This is a genomic window from Shewanella sp. ECSMB14102 (assembly GCF_000813075.1).
GTDB lineage: Bacteria > Pseudomonadota > Gammaproteobacteria > Enterobacterales > Shewanellaceae > Shewanella > Shewanella indica.
Genome location: NZ_JWGX01000057.1, coordinates 1 through 20,688 on the forward strand (window position 1 = coordinate 1; position 20,688 = coordinate 20,688).

Consider the following 20,688-nt stretch of genomic DNA (forward strand, 5'->3'; position numbering starts at 1 on the left):
GATATCCTGTTAATCACAAGGCAGCTCCGCTTAAGTGAACTACGTTGCGGCATCGAGCCGGGCATTTTGTTGTCAATCTTAAACCCCTCCCATGGAGGTGGTGATGTCTGGTGGCTGTTTGGGTGCCCAATTTCAGGGCTGTCAAACTCAGGTGCTTTAATCGTTAATCCTTGACCGCCAGCAGCTCTCTTACTTGGGCGCCGACATCGCGCTGGAATTCATCGGCCTGATCGAATACTCCCAACATCTTGATAAAGCCGTGAATCGTGCCCGGGTAGCGCTGATAGTGTACGGCTACGCCGGAAGTCGCCAACTTGTCGGCGTACAGACGGCTGTCGTCGCACAGGGGATCGCATTCGGCGCAGTAGAGCAAGGTTGCAGGCAGCTTGCTGTGGTCGGTTGCCAGCAAAGGTGAGCAATAGGGATGAATGGCATCGGCCGGGCTGCGCAGATAGTGGTTCCAGTAGTACTTCATGCTGTCCTTGTGCAGCAAAAAACCTGTGGCGTATTTCTCGGCCGAGGCCGTGTGCCAGCCGTACTGCACCGGCGGATAAACCAGCACCTGGCAGGCGAGATCTGCCGAGTCTTCATCACGGCACCTCAATGCCACCGCTGCGGCGAGATTGGCACCGGCGCTGTCGCCAAAGATACCGATTCGCTTGGGATCCAGCCCCAGTCTCTCGGCGTGTTTGAACACCCACAGGGTTGCCGCGTAGCTGTCATCCATGGGGATGGGGAACTTGTGCTCCGGCGCCTTTTGATAGTTGACGGCAATCACCACCACGCCGCAATTCTTGGCCAGTGCCCGGCTGAAGGGGTCATTGATCTCAATGTTGGACACCATCCAGCCGCTGCCGTGAAAGTAGATCAGCGCCGGCTGGGGTTGTTCGCTGTGTTTCGGGCGGTAAATCCTAACCGGCAGGTCGGCGGTAGGGCCGGGAATAAATCTGTGTTCAACGGCGGCCATCTCTTCCGGTGGCCTGGCCGGGGGAATATCGCTGTGTTCCTGATGACGACCGGCCTCGGGCGCCAGATCTTCATAGGGGGTAAAGCCTGCGGCATAGGTTTGCTGCAGGAAGGTTTCAACCTGGGGATTGAGTGGCATACGGGTACTCCATTCAGCAAGGGGATCAGGCCTTGTAGGTCACCTCTGTGACCCCTTTGAGCCTGGGACGGTTGGCTTCGGCTTGTGTCAGCGGCCTCACTTCCCGAAGGGAGTTGTGGCAGCGCGGCACCAGCGCCTGATATTCCCGGGTATTGAGGCGTTTCCAGTGTAGATCCTGCTCTGTGACATCGCGGATATATCGGGCGGGAGAGCCTGCCAGTAACTGCCGCGGTTGGCCCTGAAAGCCGGCTTTGATAAAGCTCATGGCGCCGACTATGCTGTCTGGCCCTATCTCGGCGCTATCCATGATCACGCTGTTCATGCCTATCAGGGCATTGCGGCCTATGATGCAGCCGTGCAGCACGGCGCCATGGCCGATATGACCATCTTCGGCGACTATGGTGTCCTGATCGCAATAGCCGTGCATGATGCAGCCATCCTGCAGGTTGCTGCCGGCCTTGAGGATCAGCCGACCATAATCACCGCGAAGGGAAGCGTGAGGGCCAACGTAGACATTGGCGCCGACAATCACATCGCCTATCAGTACGGCACTGGGGTGAACAAAGGCGCTGGGGTCGACAACAGGGATCAGACCTTCAAATGCATAACAGGTCATGGTATTTATCCTGGTGGGTTGCAGGGGTGGGACATCCTTGTCCCGGTTGGCGTGCTTTCCTTAAATTATTTGCCTTTCCAGACAGGATCGCGTTTTTCGGCAAAGGCCTGTGGCCCTTCCAGCGCGTCTTCTGAGTGCAATACGGAAGGATAGTGTTTCAACTGGCCGCTGCGGATAAAGCGATAGGCTTCTTCCACCGGCATTTCGCTGGTGGTGCGATAAACTTCTTTCAGAGCGGCGATGGCCAGAGGAGCACTCTGGGTGATCTCCTGCGCCAACTCTCGGGCGGTTTCCATCAGTTGGCTGTTGTCCACTACCCGGTTGACTATGCCCCAGCGCAGCGCTTCCTGGGCATCCATGCGGCGGCCGGTCATCATCATTTCATTGACAATCGCAGGTGGGATCAGCTTAGGTAGACGCAGCATGCCGCCGCTATCCGGTACTATGCCCAGTTTGGCTTCAGGCAGGGCGAAGCTGGCGTTGTCGCTGCAGACTATCATGTCGGCGGCCAGGGCCAGTTCGAAACCACCACCGAAGGCATAACCGTTGACGGCGGCGATAACAGGCTTGTCCAGATCGAACAGCTCAGTCAGACCGGCAAAACCACCAGGACCAAAGTCGGCATCCGGGGCTTCGCCCTCGGCGGCGGCTTTCAGATCCCAGCCGGCAGAGAAGAAGCGCTCACCGGCCCCGGTGATAATTGCCACCCGCAGTTCCGGATCATCACGAAAAGCGATAAAGGCTTCACCCATGGCAAAACTGGTCTTGGCATCTATGGCGTTGGCCTTGGGGCGATCCAGGGTGATTTCCAGAATATGGCCATTGCGGCGTATGTGTAACGATTCGTTCATGCTAATACTCCATCTGGATTAAAATATCACTGAGTATGTGCGAAATACAGTTAACGCTTATCGCCAGCCTAAGGCCACAATCATCTATGGCTTAAGCAGATATTACCCAGCTATTACATTTATTGGTAATAAGCAACTTACCAAATACTTTTTGGTTTTTACGGTTTGCTTTTAAGCCTTCGATATATTGAAGGCTTAAAATTTTAATTCGGTTTATTTGTTTGGCTGATTGTTAGCAAAGACTCTTCTTTTTTATTTTCCCCGAACAAGTTCTCGGTAGACTCTTTCTGATTTCAAGGAAAGAAGGCACTTTAAATTTAGCCATGTGTTCTTCGCAATATTCGAAGAACTCCTCTTCGGTAATTGTCTGGTTTTCATGCAAGACAATAAAAGCCTTGATGGCTTGATCTCGAATTGAGTCTTTCACCCCAATAATGGCGACATCGGCAATTTTGGGGTGCTCGGAAATAATGTTTTCCAGTTCGACACAGGAGATATTTTCGCCGCAGCGTTTGATCATGTTGCAGCTGCGATCGATAAAATAGAAAAAACCTTCCTCATCGACGTAGCCTGAGTCGCCTGTGTGCAGCCAACCGTCGGCCGAGAGTGTCTTGGCGGTCTCTTCCGGCAATTTGTAGTATTCACGAAACAGTGTCTTACCCGGTTCGCCCTTGATGCAGATCTCCCCGGTCTCGCCGGGAGGTAGTGGGCGCCCTTGTTGATCGCGGATCTCTACCTGATAGCCCATGCCGACCCGGCCGATGGAGGGCCAGCGCCGCTTGTCACCTGGGCGGTCGCCTATGACGCCGACTATGGTTTCTGTCATGCCGTATGAGGTAAACAGGCGCACGTTAAAGCGTTCGACAAAGGCGTCTTTTTCTTGATCCGACAGGTTGAGGTAGAACAATACTTCACGCAGGCAATGCTGTTTCTCCCAGGGCATTTGCGGCTGCATCATCAGGGTGCGGATCATCAGCGGGATACATTCTGTGACCGTGGCACGATACTTACAGATTTGCCCCCAGAAGGCGCGGGCGCTGAATTTTTCCAGCATCACAAAGGTGGCTCCCGCCGAAAAGGCCGCCATGGCTGCGGTGCACTGGCAGTCGATATGATAGGCGGGCATGGGGGTCAGGTAGATATCATCGTCCCTAAGGGCACATTGCCAGGCGGTATAGTAACCGGCGAATCTGAGATTGTAGTGGGTAATTACCACCCCCTTGGGGCGGGAAGTGGTACCCGAGGTAAACAGGATTTCGGCAACATCGCTGCTGCTTAATGGCGCTCTGTGTTGCAGCTCGTCGGGTTGTGCCAGCCTTAGGCGGTGAAAATTGAGAATATTGGCCGGCTCGGTGGCAGGATCATCGGCAATCAGCAGTATCTGCTGTAGTGGAGAGCCGGGATCTTGCTGCAAACAGCTATAGAGTGATTGAAAATCGCTGCTGGTAACCACCAGCGAGATAGCACATTTGTCCAGAATGTAGGCGGTTTCTTCCAGCAGCAGATGAGTATTTATCGGCACCATGATGGCACCTATCTTGGCCAGACCGAACCAGCAGAAGATGAACTCGGCACAGTTGTTGATATGCAGAGCCACCTTTTCACCTTTGGTGACGCCCAGCGAATGAAACAGGTTGGCGGTGCGGTTGATCTCTTTATTGAGTCCGGCATAACTGTATTCCTGGGCCAGCCCTTGAAGGTTTTCGACGATAAGCGCCGTTTTCTCTCCATAGTTGAGGGCCAGATCATCCCAAGTTTGACGTAAATCTTGTCCAGCTATTATATCCATTTGACACCTTGCTCAATAAAACGTTTTCAGCGGGGTATACTGCGAAGGCTTGAACACAAGCCTTCGCGCGACTTCAGGAGTTATTTGTCTCCTTTGATTTTGGCCAGCCCTTTATTCACCAACTCCTGGATAGCGGCTTCGTCGTAGCCGATATCTTTGAGAATGGCATCGGTATCCATGCCGTGGCTTGGCATGCCGCGCCAGATCTGGCCTGGGTTGTTCTTGAATTTGGGCATCACATTGGGGCCCTTGCAGGTGCGGCCGTCCATAGTTTGCCACTCGGTGATCGACTCACGCGCAATGTACTGAGGGTTGGACTCCAGGTCTTCGGCGCTGAGTACCTTGGCACAGGCAATTTTCAGTTCAGCGAAGCGTTCGCGCACCTGTTCAATGGTGCGTTGGCCTATGTAACGTTCCAGCGCATCTTCAATTTCCTGTCCATGTGGGCATTCGATACGGTGGATAAGCTGAGTGCCTTCCGGTATGGCTTCTGTGTGCAGCAGGTGGCCAAGACCTATGTCTTTGAACAGCTCTTCAATCTGGGTGACGCCGACCATTTCCATCACTATGTAGCCGTCTTCACACTTGTACAGGCCACAACCGGCATAGTAAGGGTCACGGCCTTTGTACTGGCGTGGTGCCATCTTGCCGCCGTTGAAGTAGTCCATCATGAAATATTGGCCCATGCGTAACATAACTTCATACATGGCCACATCGATGCTTTCGCCAACACCTGTTTGCTGCGCCTTATACAGGGCTGCCAGTGCAGATGTGGTTACTGTCATACCTGAAAAATAATCAGCTGTATAAGGGAAGGATGCCATGGGTTGGTCGACATCGCCGTTTTGCATCAGATAGCCGCTGAAGGCCTGGGCAATGGTGTTATAGGCGGCCAGGTGAGTGTATTCCTCGGTGCCGTATTGACCAAACCCAGATAAGTGAGCGATAACTAACTTTTTGTTGCGTTCCCATAAGACTTCATCAGTGATACCGCGACGGGCAAAGGCCGGGCCCTTACTGGCTTCGATAAAGATGTCTGTGGTTTCCATCAGCTTGAGGAAGGCTTCGCGTCCTTCATCCTTGAAGATATTCAGCGACAAGGCGTGCAGGTTGCGGCGAGACAGTTCTGGATAGTTGGGTTGTACTCGGATAGTGTCTGTGTAAGCCACGTTTTCAATCCAGATGACCTCGGCACCCCATTCCGCAAACAGTTGCCCGGCAAATGGGCCGGCAATCTCGATACCGGAAAACACCACTTTGAGACCGGAGAGCGGACCGAATGTAGGCATAGATAAGTGTTGTGACATGATCTGTTCCTTCTAGCAATTCTTGGCATAGATGGCGCTGTGTGCAGCGTCATATCGACCAGCCGGTTTCACCGGGAGCAGGGAGATTGGCAAGCCCGGCCGGTACTCAAGGGCAACTATTTGTTGCGGTACTCTTTCAGCACTGCGCGACCCAGTGTCAGGATCTGCATTTCGTCTGAACCACCAGAGACTCTGTCTACCCGCAGATCGCGCCAGAAGCGGCTGATGCGGTGTTCACCGGCGATGGCGTAGCCACCGAAGACCTGCATGGCATGGTCGACTACCCGGAAGGCGGCGTTGGCGCAGTAGTACTTACACATGGCCGCGTCACCAGAGGTCATCATGCCGTTGTCGGCTTTCCAGGCAGTGTGATAGATCATGTTGCGCATGTTGTTCAGCTCGATGGCCATATGGGCAAACTTCTCCTGGATCAGCTGAGTGCGGCCAATGGTTTCACCGAACTGTACCCTTTGGTTGGCATACTTGGCGGCGTCTTCGAAGGCGCAGTAAGCCGTACCATAGTTGGTGCAGGCCACCAGGAAGCGTTCGTCATCGAACTCTTCTTTTACCCGCAGGAAGCCGTTACCTTCAGTGCCGAAGAAGTCTTTCTCTTCCAGCTCCACATCGATGAACTGCACTTCACAGCAGCTGTCCATCTTCAGACCGAGTTTGGGGAGCTTGCTGACTTTGATACCTGGTTTGGTCATGTCGACGAAGAACTCGGAGAACACAGGTTTCTCAGAGGCTGAGTCTTTGGCCATCACAACCAGGAATGGGCAACCGGCGGCACTGGTGATAAAGCACTTGGTGCCATTGAGGTAAATCTTGCCATCGCGGCGAGTATAGGTAGTCAGCAGACTACCAACATCGGAACCGGCAGACGGCTCGGTGATGGCGGAGTTCCACATCTGTTTACCTGTACCCAGGAAGGCCATGATCTTGTCGATCTGTTCTTGGGTGCCGTGTTTCAGTACCGTGGTAAAGCCGGCCAACTGGAACAGGACATAGGTGGGGGCACCGAGGCGGCCCAACTCTTCCCAGATAACCGCCAAGGTCATCAGTCCGGCTTCCATGCCGCCGAAATCTTCCGGCAGTAACAGGCTATCTATGCCCATATCAGCCAGTTCTTTTACAAATCTTTCTGGATATTGACTATTTTCATCGCACTCAGAGAAATATTGTTCCCAATTTTCTCTTTCCATTAAGTCACGAACACCTTTAACGAATAGTTCCTGCTCATCTGTTAAACGATAATCCATGAAAACTCCCCTATATAAATATATTTAATCAAGTTAAGGTGTGAGGTGAATCTATAATTAGATTAACTCTTCCAATTATTTTTTCGTGAATCTTTCAAGAATGAGATAATGATCATTATGTTCACGAAAATGAGAGGCGCACCGCCGGCAATAATCGCTGTTTGCAATGGTTTTAATCCACCAAGTGCCAACAAAACAATACCGATAACACCGACCAATACAGACCAACCTACACGAACCCAAACCGGTGGTTCATTATCCGCATCGACGCCTTTACAGGTTGACATGGCCAAGGTGTAAGAACAGGCGTTAATTAATGTCACTGTTGCCAAGAAACACAGAATAAAGAACATCCACATGGTGATGGTGCTCATTGGCAAAGCGGCCCAGGTTTCAATAATGGCCCTGGCGGCACCATATTGTTCAATCAAGGCAGGCATATTGACGATATTTTCATTCATCAGATTAAGTGTATTACTGCCTAGAATGGTCCACAGCAACCAGGTAGAAGCTGTCAGGCCGCCCACCATCGCCAGACACAGCTGACGCACGGTTCTGCCGCGGGAGATCTTGGCCAGGAAGATACACATCTGGATGCCGTAAACTACCCACCAGGCCCAGTAGAACACTGTCCAGTCTTGAGGGAAGCTGCTGTCGCTGACGGAAGCTGTGTAGAACAGCATGCGGCCCATGTTCATCAGCAATACCCCGATGGAATCGGTAAAGTAGTTTACTGTGAAGGTGGTGGCGCCAATGATGAGTACCCAGGCGAGGATGATGATGCTCAGGTAGCTGCGCAGGTCACTGGCAATCTTGATCCCTTTTTGTAGACCAAAGGCCACACAAATAGCATTGAAGATGATCCAGGCTGAGATGATGGTGGCATCCACTTCAATGGTGCGCGGAATACCGAACAGATATTGAATACACTCGGTAACCAGAGGCGTTGCCAGACCCAGGCTGGTACCCATGGCCAGGATTAGCGCTACGACATAGATGTTATCTATGATGGTGCCTATGATGCCTTCACACTTCTTGCCCATGATGGGATAAAGCGTACCGCTGGGGCGTACCACGTCCATTTTCTTTACGAACAGGAAGTAACCCAGAGCGACAGAGAAGAAGGCATAACCGGCCCATGGCAGTGGTCCCCAGTGGAACAAACTATAGGCCAGACCAAATTCTTTGGCTTGGACTGTCAGAGGTTCCATTTCAAATGGGGGATAACTGACATAGTAGTAGATCTCCAATGAACCCCAGAACAGCACGGCGGCTGAGGTACAGGAGGCAAACATCAGGAAGATCCAGCTTCCGGTACTGAATTCAGGTTCTTCATTACCGAGACGGTTATTGGCATAAGGACCGAATAGTAACCAGAGCCAGCCGGCCAGCATGACTATCATGTACCATTCAAATGCCCAGCCCCAGCTATGGGTTAAGTAATGGAAGACTGCACTGATAACTTCATTGGCTGCATCAAGGTCTCTCACGGTAAAGTAGGAGAGAAGGATCACCACCAATAATGAAGGGAAAAATATTTTCGCTTCAATACCGGCCTTTTTGATCTTTTTATTTTCACTCATCAAAATTCTCCATGCCCAAAAAGTCTTTAACTGATTTTCAGGAAAGGTGAGCCCGTAAGGTTTAATAAAAAACCTCAGATTAATATAAAATGATTTGGGTTTGAGCTACTGGTTAAATAGCTCAGTTATTAAAACCAATATTGCAGGTGAATGTTGAATCGACCATTCCACTCCTTATCGCTGTCCTCTAGACCCAGACTATTGTCACCTAGCCAGAGAACATTTTTGGCATGATAATAGTCGACATATACAAAGAATTGTTTGTATGAAAGAGATACCCCAGTACTGTTAAGTACAGAGTCATCAAAGTGTGATTCGTCAGGGGTTAAAATACTGAAGTCGTTATAGAAGGTGAATTGACCACCCCATTGGGTATCAAAAACTTTTGACAGGTTGAAGGTCATGATGTCGCCTTTGGCGGCTACTTCATAGAAACCATTTACTGCACCAACACCAATTTTTGAAGTATCTATTTGACCATCATCATATTGATCAAAGTCATATTTCAAATACTGGAGCTGTACACCCCAGCCACGATATTTTGCATCCAGGTGTACGGCATAGTTCAGGTTATCTCCTGATTCATCGGCAACCGGATTATAAAGTTGGCCGTATTCAACAGAGGCTCCCAAGAGCACTTGCCAGTTATCGTTTTCCCATCTGTAGGTCTCGCGCAGACTGGCGGTATTGTATTCCTTGTTATTGTAGGTAGTGCCATTGACTGTGCCTGAACCTATAGTACCGGCGAAATTACGATAGTCGCTGCCCTTATAAAGAGAACTCTGGATGAAAGAGAAGTCTGTTTCTAAGTTATTGAATTTGTGGTTGATATTGAATCCAACACCATAATCATCTTCGAAACCAAGGTAGTAGTTGAGGCTATACCACCAGTTGTGGGAAGCAAAGTTCTTATTACCAAATGCCTTGTTGACCACCCCTAGCTGTAGAGTTAAATCTTCATTGGCATTCCAATAGGCATAACCATTTTTCAGGTAGTCATAGCCATCGGCAAAGCGGTATTCAGCGACAAATCCATAGTCTTCAAAATCCTGGGAGAGTTTTATTCCCAAGGTGTTGAAATCAAAGTCGCCACCCGTAGCTTTTGAAGCATCACTAAAATCTTTAATACTGTAGTTAGCTCTTATTGAACCACTGATGTCTACTGCCAAACTTGGCATGCTAAGCGTTAGTCCTAATAACATTAAGCTTATGTTTTTTAGCTTAAACTTATTCATTCATCACTCTCCGTTTTTAATTTGAACCGATTATGGTTTCGGTAATAAATAAAAAAACATTCCCGCATCACACTTTTGGTCAATGGATTGTTATCTTGCTCGAAAATGTGTGATGTAAATCAATAAAAACGGTGAAAATGAACCATTGAAGGTCGTTATGTAATCAGGTTTTGTTTAATTTGGTTGAAAAGTTGGATATTGCTCACAAAAAGTGGCTCAACAAACGAATTTGTTTGGTCTTAATTGAAAATAGCTTGTATTAATAAAATGACGCTGATGGATTGTGAGAGGTTTATTTAATTAATCTGATAATCAATTAAGCAACTCTAAATTTGGTTAAGGTGAACTAATCTATTATCCATATTGATATCTAAATGGGTGTGGACTTTTATTCCCTTTCGTTACCCAGGAGGGTGCGACTTTGTGTGATGCAAGCCTGAAATTTTATTGATTATGGGTTTCCGATCACCAATGTTGAGGAATGTAAACCAGTAGAGACGAATGTTTATAGTGATACTTAGACTGGAGATAAGATGAAGATCATTGCATGTTATAAGCTTGTCCCGGAAGAGCAGGATATCAAAGTCATTCCCAACCTTCCTGTAGATACAAGTAATGTAAACAAAAAGATAGGCCAATTCGATCTGTGTGCCGTTGAAGCTGCGGTACAAATCAAGGCAACCCAGAGCGATTGCAGCATTACGGCGTTGAGTATAGGCGCAGATGCACTGGCCGCCCCCAAAGCCTGCAAAGATATCCTCTCAAGAGGCCCGGACGCGCTGACCCTGGTTTGCGATCCCAAGCTGGAGCAGGCGCTGCCCCATCAAACTGCCCGAGTCTTGGCTGCTGCTGCCAAGCAGGAAGGGTTTGAGCTGATCCTCTGCGGTGACGGTTCGGGTGACATCTACGCCCAGCAGGTAGGTTTGCTGCTTGGTGAATTGCTGCAAGTACCTTGCATCAATGGTGTCAGCAAGATTTTGGAAGTCGCCAATGGTGTGGTCCGGGTCGAGCGCGAGCTGGACGATGAAGTTGAAGAACTGGAGTTGTCGCTTCCTGCCGTGTTGGCGGTTTCTGCCGATATCAACGAACCTCAAATCCCTTCAATGAAAGCCATTCTGGCCGCAGGTAAAAAGCCGGTCAACAAGTTGGCTTATGCCGATCTGGCGCTGGAAGAGATCCCACAACTGGTTGAGCTGGTGTCTATTACTGCGCCTGAGCAGAAGGCTCGCAAACAGATCATCATCGAGGGTGATGACGATGGCCAGGTTGCCGAGTTTGTCGGTCATATTGGCAACGTATTGAATTGAGGGGGATGAAATGAGCAAGCTAGCAAATGTTTGGGTTTTCAGCAGTGAGGCCGCTCGTCTGCCCGAAGTAATGGCCGCCGGTCTGCAACTGGGTAACAGTGTTTCTGTATTTGTCTTGGGGGGTGCCGATGAAGTCGCCAGGGCTGCGGCACTGGGCGCAAACAAGGTGTATCACCTGGGTGAGAAGGATTCTAGCCGCATAGTTGAAGATTATGCTCTGACCATGGCCAAGGCGATTGAAGCCCAAGCGCAGCAATCTTTGGTCTTGCTGCCTGCCAGCCGTCGTGGCAAGGCGTTGGCTGCCAAGCTGGGTGTGCGCCTGAGTGCCGGGGTTTTCAATGATGCCGCCGAACTCACAGTCGATGGTGAAGGCCATGTGGGTGCCAAGCACCTGGTCTACGGTGGCCTGGCCATAGGTGAAGAGAAGATCAGCTCTCAAATTGCCGTAGTGACTCTGGCTGCCGGTGCCTTCAAGGAATTGCCTGCCGAAGAAGCGGGTCGCAGCGCCGAAACTATCGCTCTGGAATTTGTTGCCCCCGCCAATGGGATTCGTTGCCTGGCTCGTCGGCCAAAAGAAAAGTCCAATGTGGATTTGGGTAAGGCTAAGCGCGTTATCGGTGTAGGTAACGGTATCGGTTCTCTCGACAACCTGAAGTTGCTTGAACAGCTGGCCGACAATGTGGGAGCCGAACTGGGTTGTAGTCGCCCGATCGCCGAAACCGAAAAATGGATGGAGCGTGAGCGCTACATTGGGGTTTCAGGTGTGATGATCAAGCCAGATGTCTATGTGGCTGTCGGTATTTCAGGTCAGATCCAGCACATGGTCGGTGTTAATGATTCCCAAACCATTATCGCCGTCAACAAAGATAAGAATGCCCCCATTTTCCAGTATGCGGACTACGGCATTGTCGGTGATATCAACAAGATAGTTCCAGCCTTACTGAACAGTTTCAAAGGTTAACTGTCTGGCCCGACTACCGGCTCAAGGGGCCGGTAGTCTCGAATTCAAGAGAGGATCAGCATGTCAGAAGATGCATTTGACGCAATCATAGTGGGAGGCGGACTCGCCGGCTGCGTTGCTGCCTATGTCCTGGCCAGTCAGGGCGCCGATGTTCTGGTGATTGAACGCGGCAACTATGCCGGGGCCAAGAATATGACTGGCGGTAGACTCTATGCTCACAGCCTGGAAAAGATCATGCCTGACTTTGCCAAGCGGGCACCGCTGGAGCGTAAGGTCACCAAAGAAAAAGTATCGTTTCTCACTGATGATACGGCAGTAACTCTGGACTATCACAACGGCCGTGGTCAGGAGCCGGTAGAGGAATCTTATACTCTGCTCAGGGGCACTTTCGACCAGTGGTTGGCCGAGCAAGCCGAGGAAGCCGGGGCTCAGTTTATTACCGGTATTCGGGTCGAAAAAATTCTCAAGGAAGACGGTAAGGTTGTTGGTGTAGAAGCCGATGGCGATTCACTGCTGGCCAAGACAGTGATTCTGGCTGAAGGAGTCAATCCACTTCTGGGTGAGCAGATCGGCATGGTGAAGCCCAAGGTGCAAGCCAGTGCCATGGCGGTCGGTGCCAAGGAGCTGATTGCCCTGTCCGAGCAGCAGATTAAGGATCGTTTTAATGTCAGTGGTGACGAAGGGGTTGCCTGGTTGTTTGCCGGTTCACCTTCCAATGGTCTCTTGGGTGGGGGCTTCCTCTACACCAATAAAGACACAGTCTCTCTGGGCGTAGTGTGTGGTTTGCACCATATCGAAACCTCCACCAAGACAGTGCCGCAGATGCTGGAAGACTTCAAGAATCATCCGGCGATCAAGCCTTTGATTGAAGGCGGCAAGCTACTCGAGTACTCAGGCCACGTGGTTCCCGAAGCCGGACTGAACATGGTGCCCAAGCTGGTGGATGATGGTGTCTTGATTGCCGGTGATGCCGCAGGTTTCTGTATCAACGTGGGCTATACGGTCCGCGGAATGGACTTGGCTATCGCATCTGGTGAGGCTGCAGCCAGAGCCGTGCTCGCAGCCAAGGCCAAGAATGATTTCAGTGCCGCTGGACTCAGTGCCTATCAAACACTGTTGGACAACAGCTTTATCATGAAAGATCTCAAGCTGTACCAGAAATTACCCGCCTTTATGGAGAACCCAAGGATCTTCAATCAGTATCCCAAGCTGGTCGCCGATCTCATGCAGGAGATGTTCACCATAGATGGCAGCGCCTCGCAGCCTCTGCGCAAGACCCTGATGAAGCATGCCAAAGAAGTGGGTTATATGAATCTGATCAAAGATGGTATTAAGGGGATGACAGCGATATGAGCGAGCCAGTTAATGTTGATGTGAAATTGGGGGTGAATAAGTTCTATGTTGATGAAGGGCATCCACATATTGAGCTTGTTGAAAACCCGGATATTAATGAATTTCGTAAATTGGTCAATGCTTGCCCTGCAGGACTTTATAAAATTCAGGACGACGGCAGCTTAAAATTTGACTCTGCCGGTTGCTTGGAATGTGGCACTTGTAAAATGCTTTGCGGCGAGACCATTATCAAGAAGTGGGAATACCCCAGAGGTACATTCGGTATTGAATATCGTTATGGTTAGTGCCGCTCGAAAACCTTAAATCTGAATTTAAGTTAGTTTTCTAACGAGCTCGATTGTGCAAAGTGAGAGCATACACTTTCAAGGTTGTCCACTCTTTTTAGTCAACAGGGTGAAATAACTATTTGTTTTAAGCGCTATGCTCTTATCCATTATTCAGCCTATTTAAGTTTTACATGCTATTTATGTAGTTTGCTAATTGTAACCGTTTTCTCACTTTTGAGCTTCAGATTTGTTTTAATTCCATTTTTTATTCAGTATTTCTCGGTTGAGAAATCAGACTGAAGATTAATGGCACATTTTTGTGAACGAATAAATCAAATGAATTTATTGGTTTAAAATAAGAGATTAGCATATGAAAGCTAAAAAGTTCGATGAAATGGAGTTTACGCCATTACATAAGAAAATCATGTTTTGGGGCAGTGGTGGTCCCTTCCTCGACGGTTATATTCTGGTCATTATTGGCCTGGCGCTTGAGCAGCTGATCCCTGAAATGCAGTTGGATGCCAACTGGATTGGTTTGGTTGGGGCGTCTACCCTGGTTGGCCTGTTTGTCGGTACTGCACTCTTTGGTTACATCGCCGACCTGTTCGGTCGTAAGTTAATGTTTCTAATAGATATCATAGCGATAGCCGTGCTTTCTGTCGCCACTATGTTTGTCTCCTCCCCAATAGAATTAGTGGTGATGCGCTTCCTTATCGGGGTGGTGATCGGCGCCGATTACCCCATAGCCACCTCCATGGTGGCCGAGTTTTCCCCAACCAAGAAGCGGGCCTTTACCATGGGCTTCATTGCCTTGATGTGGTATGTGGGTGCTACTGCGGCCAATGCGGTCGGTTACCTGCTTTATGATCTCGAGGGTGGCTGGCGTTGGATGCTTGGCAGCGGCCTGATCCCTTGTCTGGTAATCCTGTTTGGGCGTTTCCATCTACCCGAGTCGCCACGTTGGCTGCTGCGCAAGGGCCGTATCGCCGAGTACAAACAAGTTATGCAACAGTATTTTGGCGGCAATATTCATATTGAAGCGGAAGAGAAGATCGATACCCAGTATTGTAAGCTGTTCGAAAAACGCAACTTCACCATGATCATCTTTATCGGCACTATCTGGACCTGCCAAATTATCCCCATGTTTGCCATCTACACCTTTGGGCCGCAGATAGTCGGGGCTTTGGGCTTCTACGATGGCAAAGACTCGGCACTTGGTAACATCATCATTAGCGCCTTCTTTATCATAGGCTGTATCCCGGCCATGTATTGGCTGGATTCCATGGGCCGCCGGCCACTGCTTATCATCAGCTTTGCCATGATGACCTTGTCACTGGCGATGCTGGGGCTGGTGTCCTCGCCCGGTATCTGGGTGGTGATTGCGGCCTTTGGTATGTACGCCTTCTGCTCAGGTGGTCCGGGGATCTTGCAGTGGCTCTATCCCAATGAGTTGTTCCCTACCGATATCCGGGCTTCGGCCGTGGGGGCCGTGATGTCTTTCAGTCGCATAGGCACCATACTCTCGACCTATGCCTTGCCTGTATTTATGAACGCTTATGGGGTTTCCTGGACCATGATGGCCGGCGCCGGTATTTCACTGCTGGGCCTGGTGGTCTCCATTTTGCTGGCACCGGAAACCCGTGGTATGACCTTGGCGGATACCAGTGTCGCTGGATTTGTAAAACACTGATTATCAGATACTAACTATACAAACGCTGCTTATCAAAAATATCGAAAATCGCCGCCTCCAAGGAGGCGGCAACGGCTTCAACGGACGGCGACATAAGGATTGTGGTGCCGCTCTTCAGCAAAAGTTGACATGGGGCCATGGCCGGGAATAAAACTCACATCTTCACCCAGCGGCCAGAGTTTGTGCTTGATGGAATCCAGCAGCGCCGCATGATTACCGCCGGGGAAATCGCAGCGGCCTATGGAGTGTTTGAACAGCACATCGCCAACCCAGGCCAGCTTGGCTGCCGGGGCAAAGAATACCAGGTGGCCTGGTGTATGGCCCGGACAATGAATCACCTGAAGTTGTAACTCGCCGACCCAAATAGTGTCATCCTGCTCAAGAAAGCGGTCTGGATAAAAAACATCACAGTGGGGAAATTGATACAGACGACATTCCTCCGGCAACATATCAAACAGAAAAGTATCGTCCTTATGAGGACCAAGTACTTCGGCCGATGAACTCTCGGCCAATAATCTGGCTGCGCCGATATGATCTATATGACCATGGGTCAGGAGTATCTTATCCAGCTCCAGTTCATTGTCTTTAATAAAACTTGTTATCTTCTCTACTTCACCACCTGGATCTATTATAGCAGCCTTGTTGCAGCCATCTTGCCAAACAATACAGGTATTTTGTTTATAATGAGTTACGGGAATAATTTTGAAGTTTACATTTTTAGTCATTTATATCTCCACGATTATATAATTATAAATTGATTTTACTGGCGGGTGGATTCTATTGGTTGATATTGCTCAATAAATCATAAGTTACTTTCTGTGATTTTATTTTTTAATTAATTAAATGGATTGTTTCAGGATTTAAATTTATACCCTATTGTTCAATAATCTATTTCACTTGGATTATTGTGAAATAGCTCAAAGGGATGGCGGGCTAATTTCTATAGTATTGACCATGTTCCAGCATTTCTATCTGGATTGACTCGAATATGCCTGGAGTTATACTGCCGTAGGTGCCTGTCGCAGAGTTTAGGCAGGCATCCTGCTTACTGATGAAAACTTGCTGAGGTATCGATGAACTATCGACTGACAAACGAACAAGAAGCATTTATTGCAGGAGTAAGAGACCTGATGTCACAGGAGGACTGGGAATGCTATTTCTCCGCCTGCGACGACAACAATGAATATCCTGAGCGTTTTGTCAGAGAGCTGGCCAAGCTGGGGTTGGATAGTTTGCTGCTTCCGGAAGAATACGGCGGCAGCGATGCCGGTCTGGTGACATTGGCCTTGATCTGGGAAGAACTGGGTCGCCTCGGTGCGCCAACTTATGTGCTTTATCAGATGGCGGGATACCCTACTATTTTGCAGGAAGGTACCCAGGAGCAGATCGATAAGATCATGGCCTATATAGGTACCGGCAAACAGGTGTGGAACTCGGCGGTCACCGAACCGGATGCCGGCTCGGATGTGCGCAGCCTGCAGACCACTTATACCCGAAAAAAGGGCAAGGTCTACCTCAATGGCACCAAATGTTATATCACCAGTGCCGCCGAGACCCCTTATCTGGTGGTGATGGCCAAAGATTCCGCCAGCTTCGAACCGATTTTCTCCGAGTTTTTTGTTGACATGAGTAAACCGGGGATCTCTGTCAGTCACTTGCCCAAGTTGGGACTGAAGATGGACAGTTGCTGTGTGGTGGAGTTCGACAACGTAGAGCTGGAGGAAAAGGACTTCTTCGGCACCGAAGGCAACGGGTTTGCCAGGGTGAAGAAGGAGTTTGATCTGGAGCGTTTCCTTATTGCCTGCAGTAACTATGGTTGTGCCTATTGCGCCTTCGAAGATGCCGCCCGTTACGCCAACAAGCGGGTACAGTTTGACTTGCCGATCGCCAAGACGCAGCTGATCCAGGAAAAGTTTGCCTATATGTCGGTGCAGCTCACCAACATGAAGAACATGATTTATCACACCGCCTGGAAGGCCGACAACGGCCAGATGACCCCGGGCGATGCCGCCAAGTGTAAGCTCTACTGCTCCAAGGCGGCCTTTAATGTGGTCGACAATGCCATGCAGGTGTTTGGCGGTCAGGGGATCACTGGCGAGCATCGCATTAGCCGCTTCTGGCGCGATCTGCGGGTCGACAGAGTTTCCGGCGGCTCGGAAGAGATGCAGGTGCTGACGCTGGGCCGGGAAGTGCTCAGGGAGTATGTGTAACAGGCGCTGCTTCGTAGCGTTATTTCATTGAAAAGGCCCGCGAATGCGGGCCTTTGACTGCAATGGTTTTAGAAGTCGTATCTTAAACCTATGCTGGTGATAGTGTCGTCAAAGTCACTGTAACCCTTGGCATCGAACTGGCCGATTTCGGTGTGGACTCTGGTGGACTTGGACAGCTGATACTCGGCGCCTATGCCCCATTGGCTGACCTCAGGCACTGTCTGGGCTGCTTGTCCCAGGGCTTCGTAAATTCGCGTGGCTATGAGTCCGGTTCCCGAATCATCTCGGCCGTACTGGGCCTTGAGCATTAACTTGTCCAGTTGATAGGAGGCACTGACAAAAAATCCTGTGCCCTCCCGCGCCTGCCATTGCGGCTTGGCCGGATTGACCAATTCCGAGTGTTGGATCAGGGTTCCCAGCTTGAGCTGCTGCAGCTTCCAGTGCCCCACCAGGCGCCAGGCCTTGATATCTTCCACTCCGTCTGAGTAGGCGGCGGCCAGATACAGATCGCCTTGCTTGAGACGCTTATCACCCCAGCTCAATGCCAACTGGAAGTTGCCGTTGTCACGACGGGCATCGTCCGTGTCAAAGTGGTTGTCTTCCAGCAGGTAGCTGACCCCCAGTTGCCAGCCGCGCCAGTTTGGCGTGCGATATTCCAGTGAGTCGCCCCAACGTTTATCCCCGGCCATCAAGCGATCGTGTTTCATGCTGTAGTTATCGAACACATCGACAAAGCCTTTGGTCATCTTGAACACAGGCTCCATGCGTCCGGCCGCCAGCGAGCCCCATTCTTGATGCCGTAGTCCGAGAAAGGTCGATCTCGCCGATACGGGTTTATCGCCAGCGTCCTGTGCAGCGGCGTTGACTCCAAGCTCAATCTGGTAGAATACTTGCCAGTCGCTGCCAAGATCGTTCTGCCCCCGGACGCCCAGGCGAGTGAAGTTGTTTTCCAGCACTGTGCCTGACTTGGCTTTATGGGTGGCGCTGCCCGAGTCTGAGTGGGTGACCGAATAATCCAAGCGGCCATAGAGAGTCGGGGCGGCGCTGACGGCTCCGGAAAAGGCAGCGAGGGCTGTGATAGCCAGTGGTAATTTTTTCATCTTGACCTCTGAATTCAGTGGCTGAAATTGGAGAATGTGAACTGGTGGCAGTCGTTACATAACACCTTTGCCGGCTTATGCTCGCTGTGGCACACGGTGCAGGGCACATCGGCTCCCCAGTGGGGGGCATCGTGTGGGTTGGGCTTACTGTCACGGGTTTGCTCGGCAATTTGCTGGTAATCGCCATGGCATTCGAGACAGGCGATTTCTGTTGCCGGGCCTTTGGGGGCGCCTAAGTGGCAGGTCTTACAGTCCTTTTCTTGATACATGAAGGCGTGGTTGCTGCGGCCTTCGCGGGAGCCGGATATCTTGGTCAGTTCGCCGGCCCAGGCTTGGCTCGCCAGCAAGGTGCCCATCAACAGGGCTGAGATCAGTGAAGTTTTCATGGGCGACTCCTTAAGCTTTGGCAACTTGTTCACCGGCAATCACCCCAAAGGCGAAGGCATCCGGGCAGGAACAGGCGGTAAGACGAATACGGCCGAACAAGCCACCCGTGGCTTCGCCGCAGGCATACAGCCCCTTGATGGCTCGCCCTGTGGTTAGCGAGATGACCTGGGCTTGTTCATTGATTAGCACGCCACCTTGGGTGTAATTGAACTTGGGACGGGCCTTGATGGCATAGAAGGGGGCGCGTTTGACACTGACCTGCTTCAGGGCCTTGAAGTCTTTACCGAACTGGCTGTCGGTGCCGATTTGGGCATCGGCGTTGTACTGCTTGAGTGTCGCCTTCAGGCCAGGTAGATCTATGCCTTCGCCCTGGGCCAGGGCTTCGAGCGTGTCGTAGCGCTGCATCATGCCTTCTTCCAATGCCAGCTGCAGGCGCTGCTTGTCGTGGAAGTTGTCTATGCCGTCCTGGTCATAGATGTTCAGCGGGAAGCGACCATTGTTGCGATCCATTATGTTGCAGATGGCTTCAGCCACTACTTGGCGGTTATTTCGCTCGCTGATAAAACGTTTGCCGCTGGCCGGGTCGACCAAGGCGCCCCACTGCAGATCTTCGGTGGGAATATCGAAGGCAAAACGCATCAGCGACAGGTGCACGGTTTGCGCGCCGGCGGCCACCAGAGCCTTGAGTGCACCGGCCGTGGCGCCTCTGTGGGTGGTGGTGGGAATGTATTCGCGGATATTGGGAAACTCGGCCGAGCGGAATTCCACATCGCGGCTGTAGCCTCCCACGGCCATGACCACACCTTTACGCACTCGATAATGCTTGATAACACCACTGCGGTTGTCGCGATCATCGTTGGCCAGGGTGGGATCGAAGTGGTATTGCTCCCGGACCTGCAACCCCAGCACATCGCCGTTTTCGTTCTGGATCAGTCGCTCGAACTTGACCCGGCGGCGGATCTCACCCTGCAGCTCCTGGGTGTAAAAGGCTCGCAGTGGTCTTAGGATCCCCTTGCCGCCGCCATTGACCGGATACAGGGTTCTGGGCACTGAATGGCCACCCAGGCTCTTGAGCTTGTCGTGGAAGCGGCAACCGCGCTCTATTGCCCAAGGCAGCACCCGGGTCGTGGTTTCGGCCATGGTCAGCGTAAGATTTCTGTGGTTCTGGAAACCACCGGCGCGACTGATATCTTCGGCAAACAGTTCGGCCGAGTCCTGGATACCGTCTCGCTGTTGCAGATGACTGTTGACCACGGAGAAGTTGAGTCCGGAAATCGCAGATGTTCCGCCGAGCACCGGCATTTTCTCGATGATGATGGTGTCGGCGGCACCTTGCTCTTTGGCGCGAATGGCGGCGCAGGTACCGGCCAGGCCGCTGCCGACCACCACGACATCGAAAGTTTCATCCCATTGGATTTGGGGTTTGCTGCTCTTGCCGGCAGCCAGAGCCACAGGTGCCAGTCCCAGGGCGGAAACGGCCAGCCCTCCCTTGAGAAAAGCCCGCCGGCTTTGCGTCACTTTAGCGTTCATATCAGCCTCACTTTTTGTTTGCATGGCACCATGGAATCAAAATCATCGGTGCCGCTATATAGCGGTTTTCCGAAAGCGAATCTCAGATGTGAAGCCGATCAATTCCCGCGCTTAAAGCCGCTTGTCGCGGCATGAAATA

General features: G+C 51.0%; 18 protein-coding genes. 6 read left to right on the top strand and 12 right to left on the bottom strand.

What is annotated here, in order from left to right; genetic code table 11:
- Positions 1 to 163: 163 nt before the first annotated feature.
- The 8 genes from RC73_RS16865 to RC73_RS16900 all read right to left on the bottom strand — a co-directional run bounded on the left by RC73_RS16865 (position 164) and on the right by RC73_RS16900 (position 9,745).
- Positions 164 to 1,105: an alpha/beta hydrolase gene (locus RC73_RS16865; protein WP_039035750.1), complete on the bottom strand. Its 942-nt coding sequence runs from the start codon at positions 1,103 to 1,105 to the stop codon at positions 164 to 166.
- A gap of 25 nt (positions 1,106 to 1,130) precedes the next feature.
- Positions 1,131 to 1,721, bottom strand: a complete 591-nt coding sequence (gene caiE / locus RC73_RS16870) for a carnitine operon protein CaiE (protein WP_039035751.1) — start codon at positions 1,719 to 1,721, stop codon at positions 1,131 to 1,133.
- A 65-nt stretch (positions 1,722 to 1,786) separates the two neighbouring features.
- A complete protein-coding gene (caiD, locus tag RC73_RS16875) occupies positions 1,787 to 2,572 on the bottom strand; it encodes a crotonobetainyl-CoA hydratase (RefSeq protein ID WP_025010097.1) in 786 nt (261 codons plus the stop codon).
- Positions 2,573 to 2,804: 232 nt separating this feature from the next.
- A complete protein-coding gene (gene caiC, locus RC73_RS16880; RefSeq protein WP_039035752.1) occupies positions 2,805 to 4,361 on the bottom strand; it encodes a crotonobetaine/carnitine-CoA ligase in 1,557 nt (518 codons plus the stop codon).
- Positions 4,362 to 4,441: 80 nt separating this feature from the next.
- Positions 4,442 to 5,668, bottom strand: coding sequence for an L-carnitine CoA-transferase (gene caiB / locus RC73_RS16885; RefSeq protein ID WP_039035753.1), 1,227 nt, complete (start codon positions 5,666 to 5,668; stop codon positions 4,442 to 4,444).
- A 116-nt stretch (positions 5,669 to 5,784) separates the two neighbouring features.
- Positions 5,785 to 6,927, bottom strand: coding sequence for a crotonobetainyl-CoA dehydrogenase (gene caiA / locus RC73_RS16890; RefSeq protein WP_039035754.1), 1,143 nt, complete (start codon positions 6,925 to 6,927; stop codon positions 5,785 to 5,787).
- Positions 6,928 to 6,989: 62 nt separating this feature from the next.
- Complete coding sequence (caiT, locus tag RC73_RS16895; protein ID WP_039035755.1) at positions 6,990 to 8,510, bottom strand: L-carnitine/gamma-butyrobetaine antiporter; 1,521 nt, start codon at positions 8,508 to 8,510, stop codon at positions 6,990 to 6,992.
- 128 nt (positions 8,511 to 8,638) lie between these two features.
- Positions 8,639 to 9,745, bottom strand: a complete 1,107-nt coding sequence (locus RC73_RS16900) for a hypothetical protein (protein ID WP_143078393.1) — start codon at positions 9,743 to 9,745, stop codon at positions 8,639 to 8,641.
- 533 nt (positions 9,746 to 10,278) lie between these two features.
- Between RC73_RS16900 and fixA the strand changes: the two genes are divergently transcribed.
- The 5 genes from fixA (at position 10,279) to RC73_RS16925 (ending at position 15,322) form a co-directional block, all read left to right on the top strand.
- Positions 10,279 to 11,052 (top strand): putative electron transfer flavoprotein FixA, encoded by a 774-nt coding sequence (fixA, locus tag RC73_RS16905; protein ID WP_039035757.1) that lies wholly within the window; start codon positions 10,279 to 10,281, stop codon positions 11,050 to 11,052.
- 10 nt (positions 11,053 to 11,062) lie between these two features.
- A complete protein-coding gene (locus tag RC73_RS16910; protein WP_039035758.1) occupies positions 11,063 to 12,013 on the top strand; it encodes an FAD-binding protein in 951 nt (316 codons plus the stop codon).
- 60 nt (positions 12,014 to 12,073) lie between these two features.
- Complete coding sequence (locus RC73_RS16915; RefSeq protein WP_039035759.1) at positions 12,074 to 13,366, top strand: FAD-dependent oxidoreductase; 1,293 nt, start codon at positions 12,074 to 12,076, stop codon at positions 13,364 to 13,366.
- A complete protein-coding gene (locus tag RC73_RS16920; RefSeq protein ID WP_025010089.1) occupies positions 13,363 to 13,650 on the top strand; it encodes a 4Fe-4S dicluster domain-containing protein in 288 nt (95 codons plus the stop codon). The genes RC73_RS16915 and RC73_RS16920 overlap by 4 nt, the downstream gene beginning before the upstream one ends.
- Before the next feature lie 352 nt (positions 13,651 to 14,002).
- Entirely contained in the window at positions 14,003 to 15,322 is a 1,320-nt protein-coding gene (locus RC73_RS16925; protein WP_039035760.1) for an MFS transporter, read from the top strand.
- Between the two features lie 77 nt (positions 15,323 to 15,399).
- On the opposite strand, the gene RC73_RS16930 is transcribed toward RC73_RS16925, so the two are convergent.
- Entirely contained in the window at positions 15,400 to 16,047 is a 648-nt protein-coding gene (locus tag RC73_RS16930) for an MBL fold metallo-hydrolase (protein ID WP_039035761.1), read from the bottom strand.
- A gap of 348 nt (positions 16,048 to 16,395) precedes the next feature.
- Here RC73_RS16930 and caiA (RC73_RS16935) point away from each other — a divergent pair, with 348 nt between their 5' ends.
- A complete protein-coding gene (gene caiA, locus RC73_RS16935; protein WP_039035762.1) occupies positions 16,396 to 17,532 on the top strand; it encodes a crotonobetainyl-CoA dehydrogenase in 1,137 nt (378 codons plus the stop codon).
- 68 nt (positions 17,533 to 17,600) lie between these two features.
- Here caiA (RC73_RS16935) and RC73_RS16940 read toward each other — a convergent pair whose 3' ends face one another.
- From RC73_RS16940 to RC73_RS16950, 3 genes are read right to left on the bottom strand one after another with little or no spacing between them, the layout of a single operon-like run.
- Positions 17,601 to 18,632: a porin gene (locus RC73_RS16940; RefSeq protein ID WP_039035763.1), complete on the bottom strand. Its 1,032-nt coding sequence runs from the start codon at positions 18,630 to 18,632 to the stop codon at positions 17,601 to 17,603.
- 14 nt (positions 18,633 to 18,646) lie between these two features.
- Positions 18,647 to 19,018, bottom strand: coding sequence for a cytochrome c3 family protein (locus RC73_RS16945; RefSeq protein WP_039035764.1), 372 nt, complete (start codon positions 19,016 to 19,018; stop codon positions 18,647 to 18,649).
- 10 nt (positions 19,019 to 19,028) lie between these two features.
- Positions 19,029 to 20,549 carry an FAD-dependent oxidoreductase gene (locus tag RC73_RS16950; RefSeq protein WP_039035765.1) on the bottom strand — a complete coding sequence of 507 codons (1,521 nt, stop codon included), beginning with the start codon at positions 20,547 to 20,549 and terminating at the stop codon, positions 19,029 to 19,031.
- Positions 20,550 to 20,688: the final 139 nt, after the last annotated feature.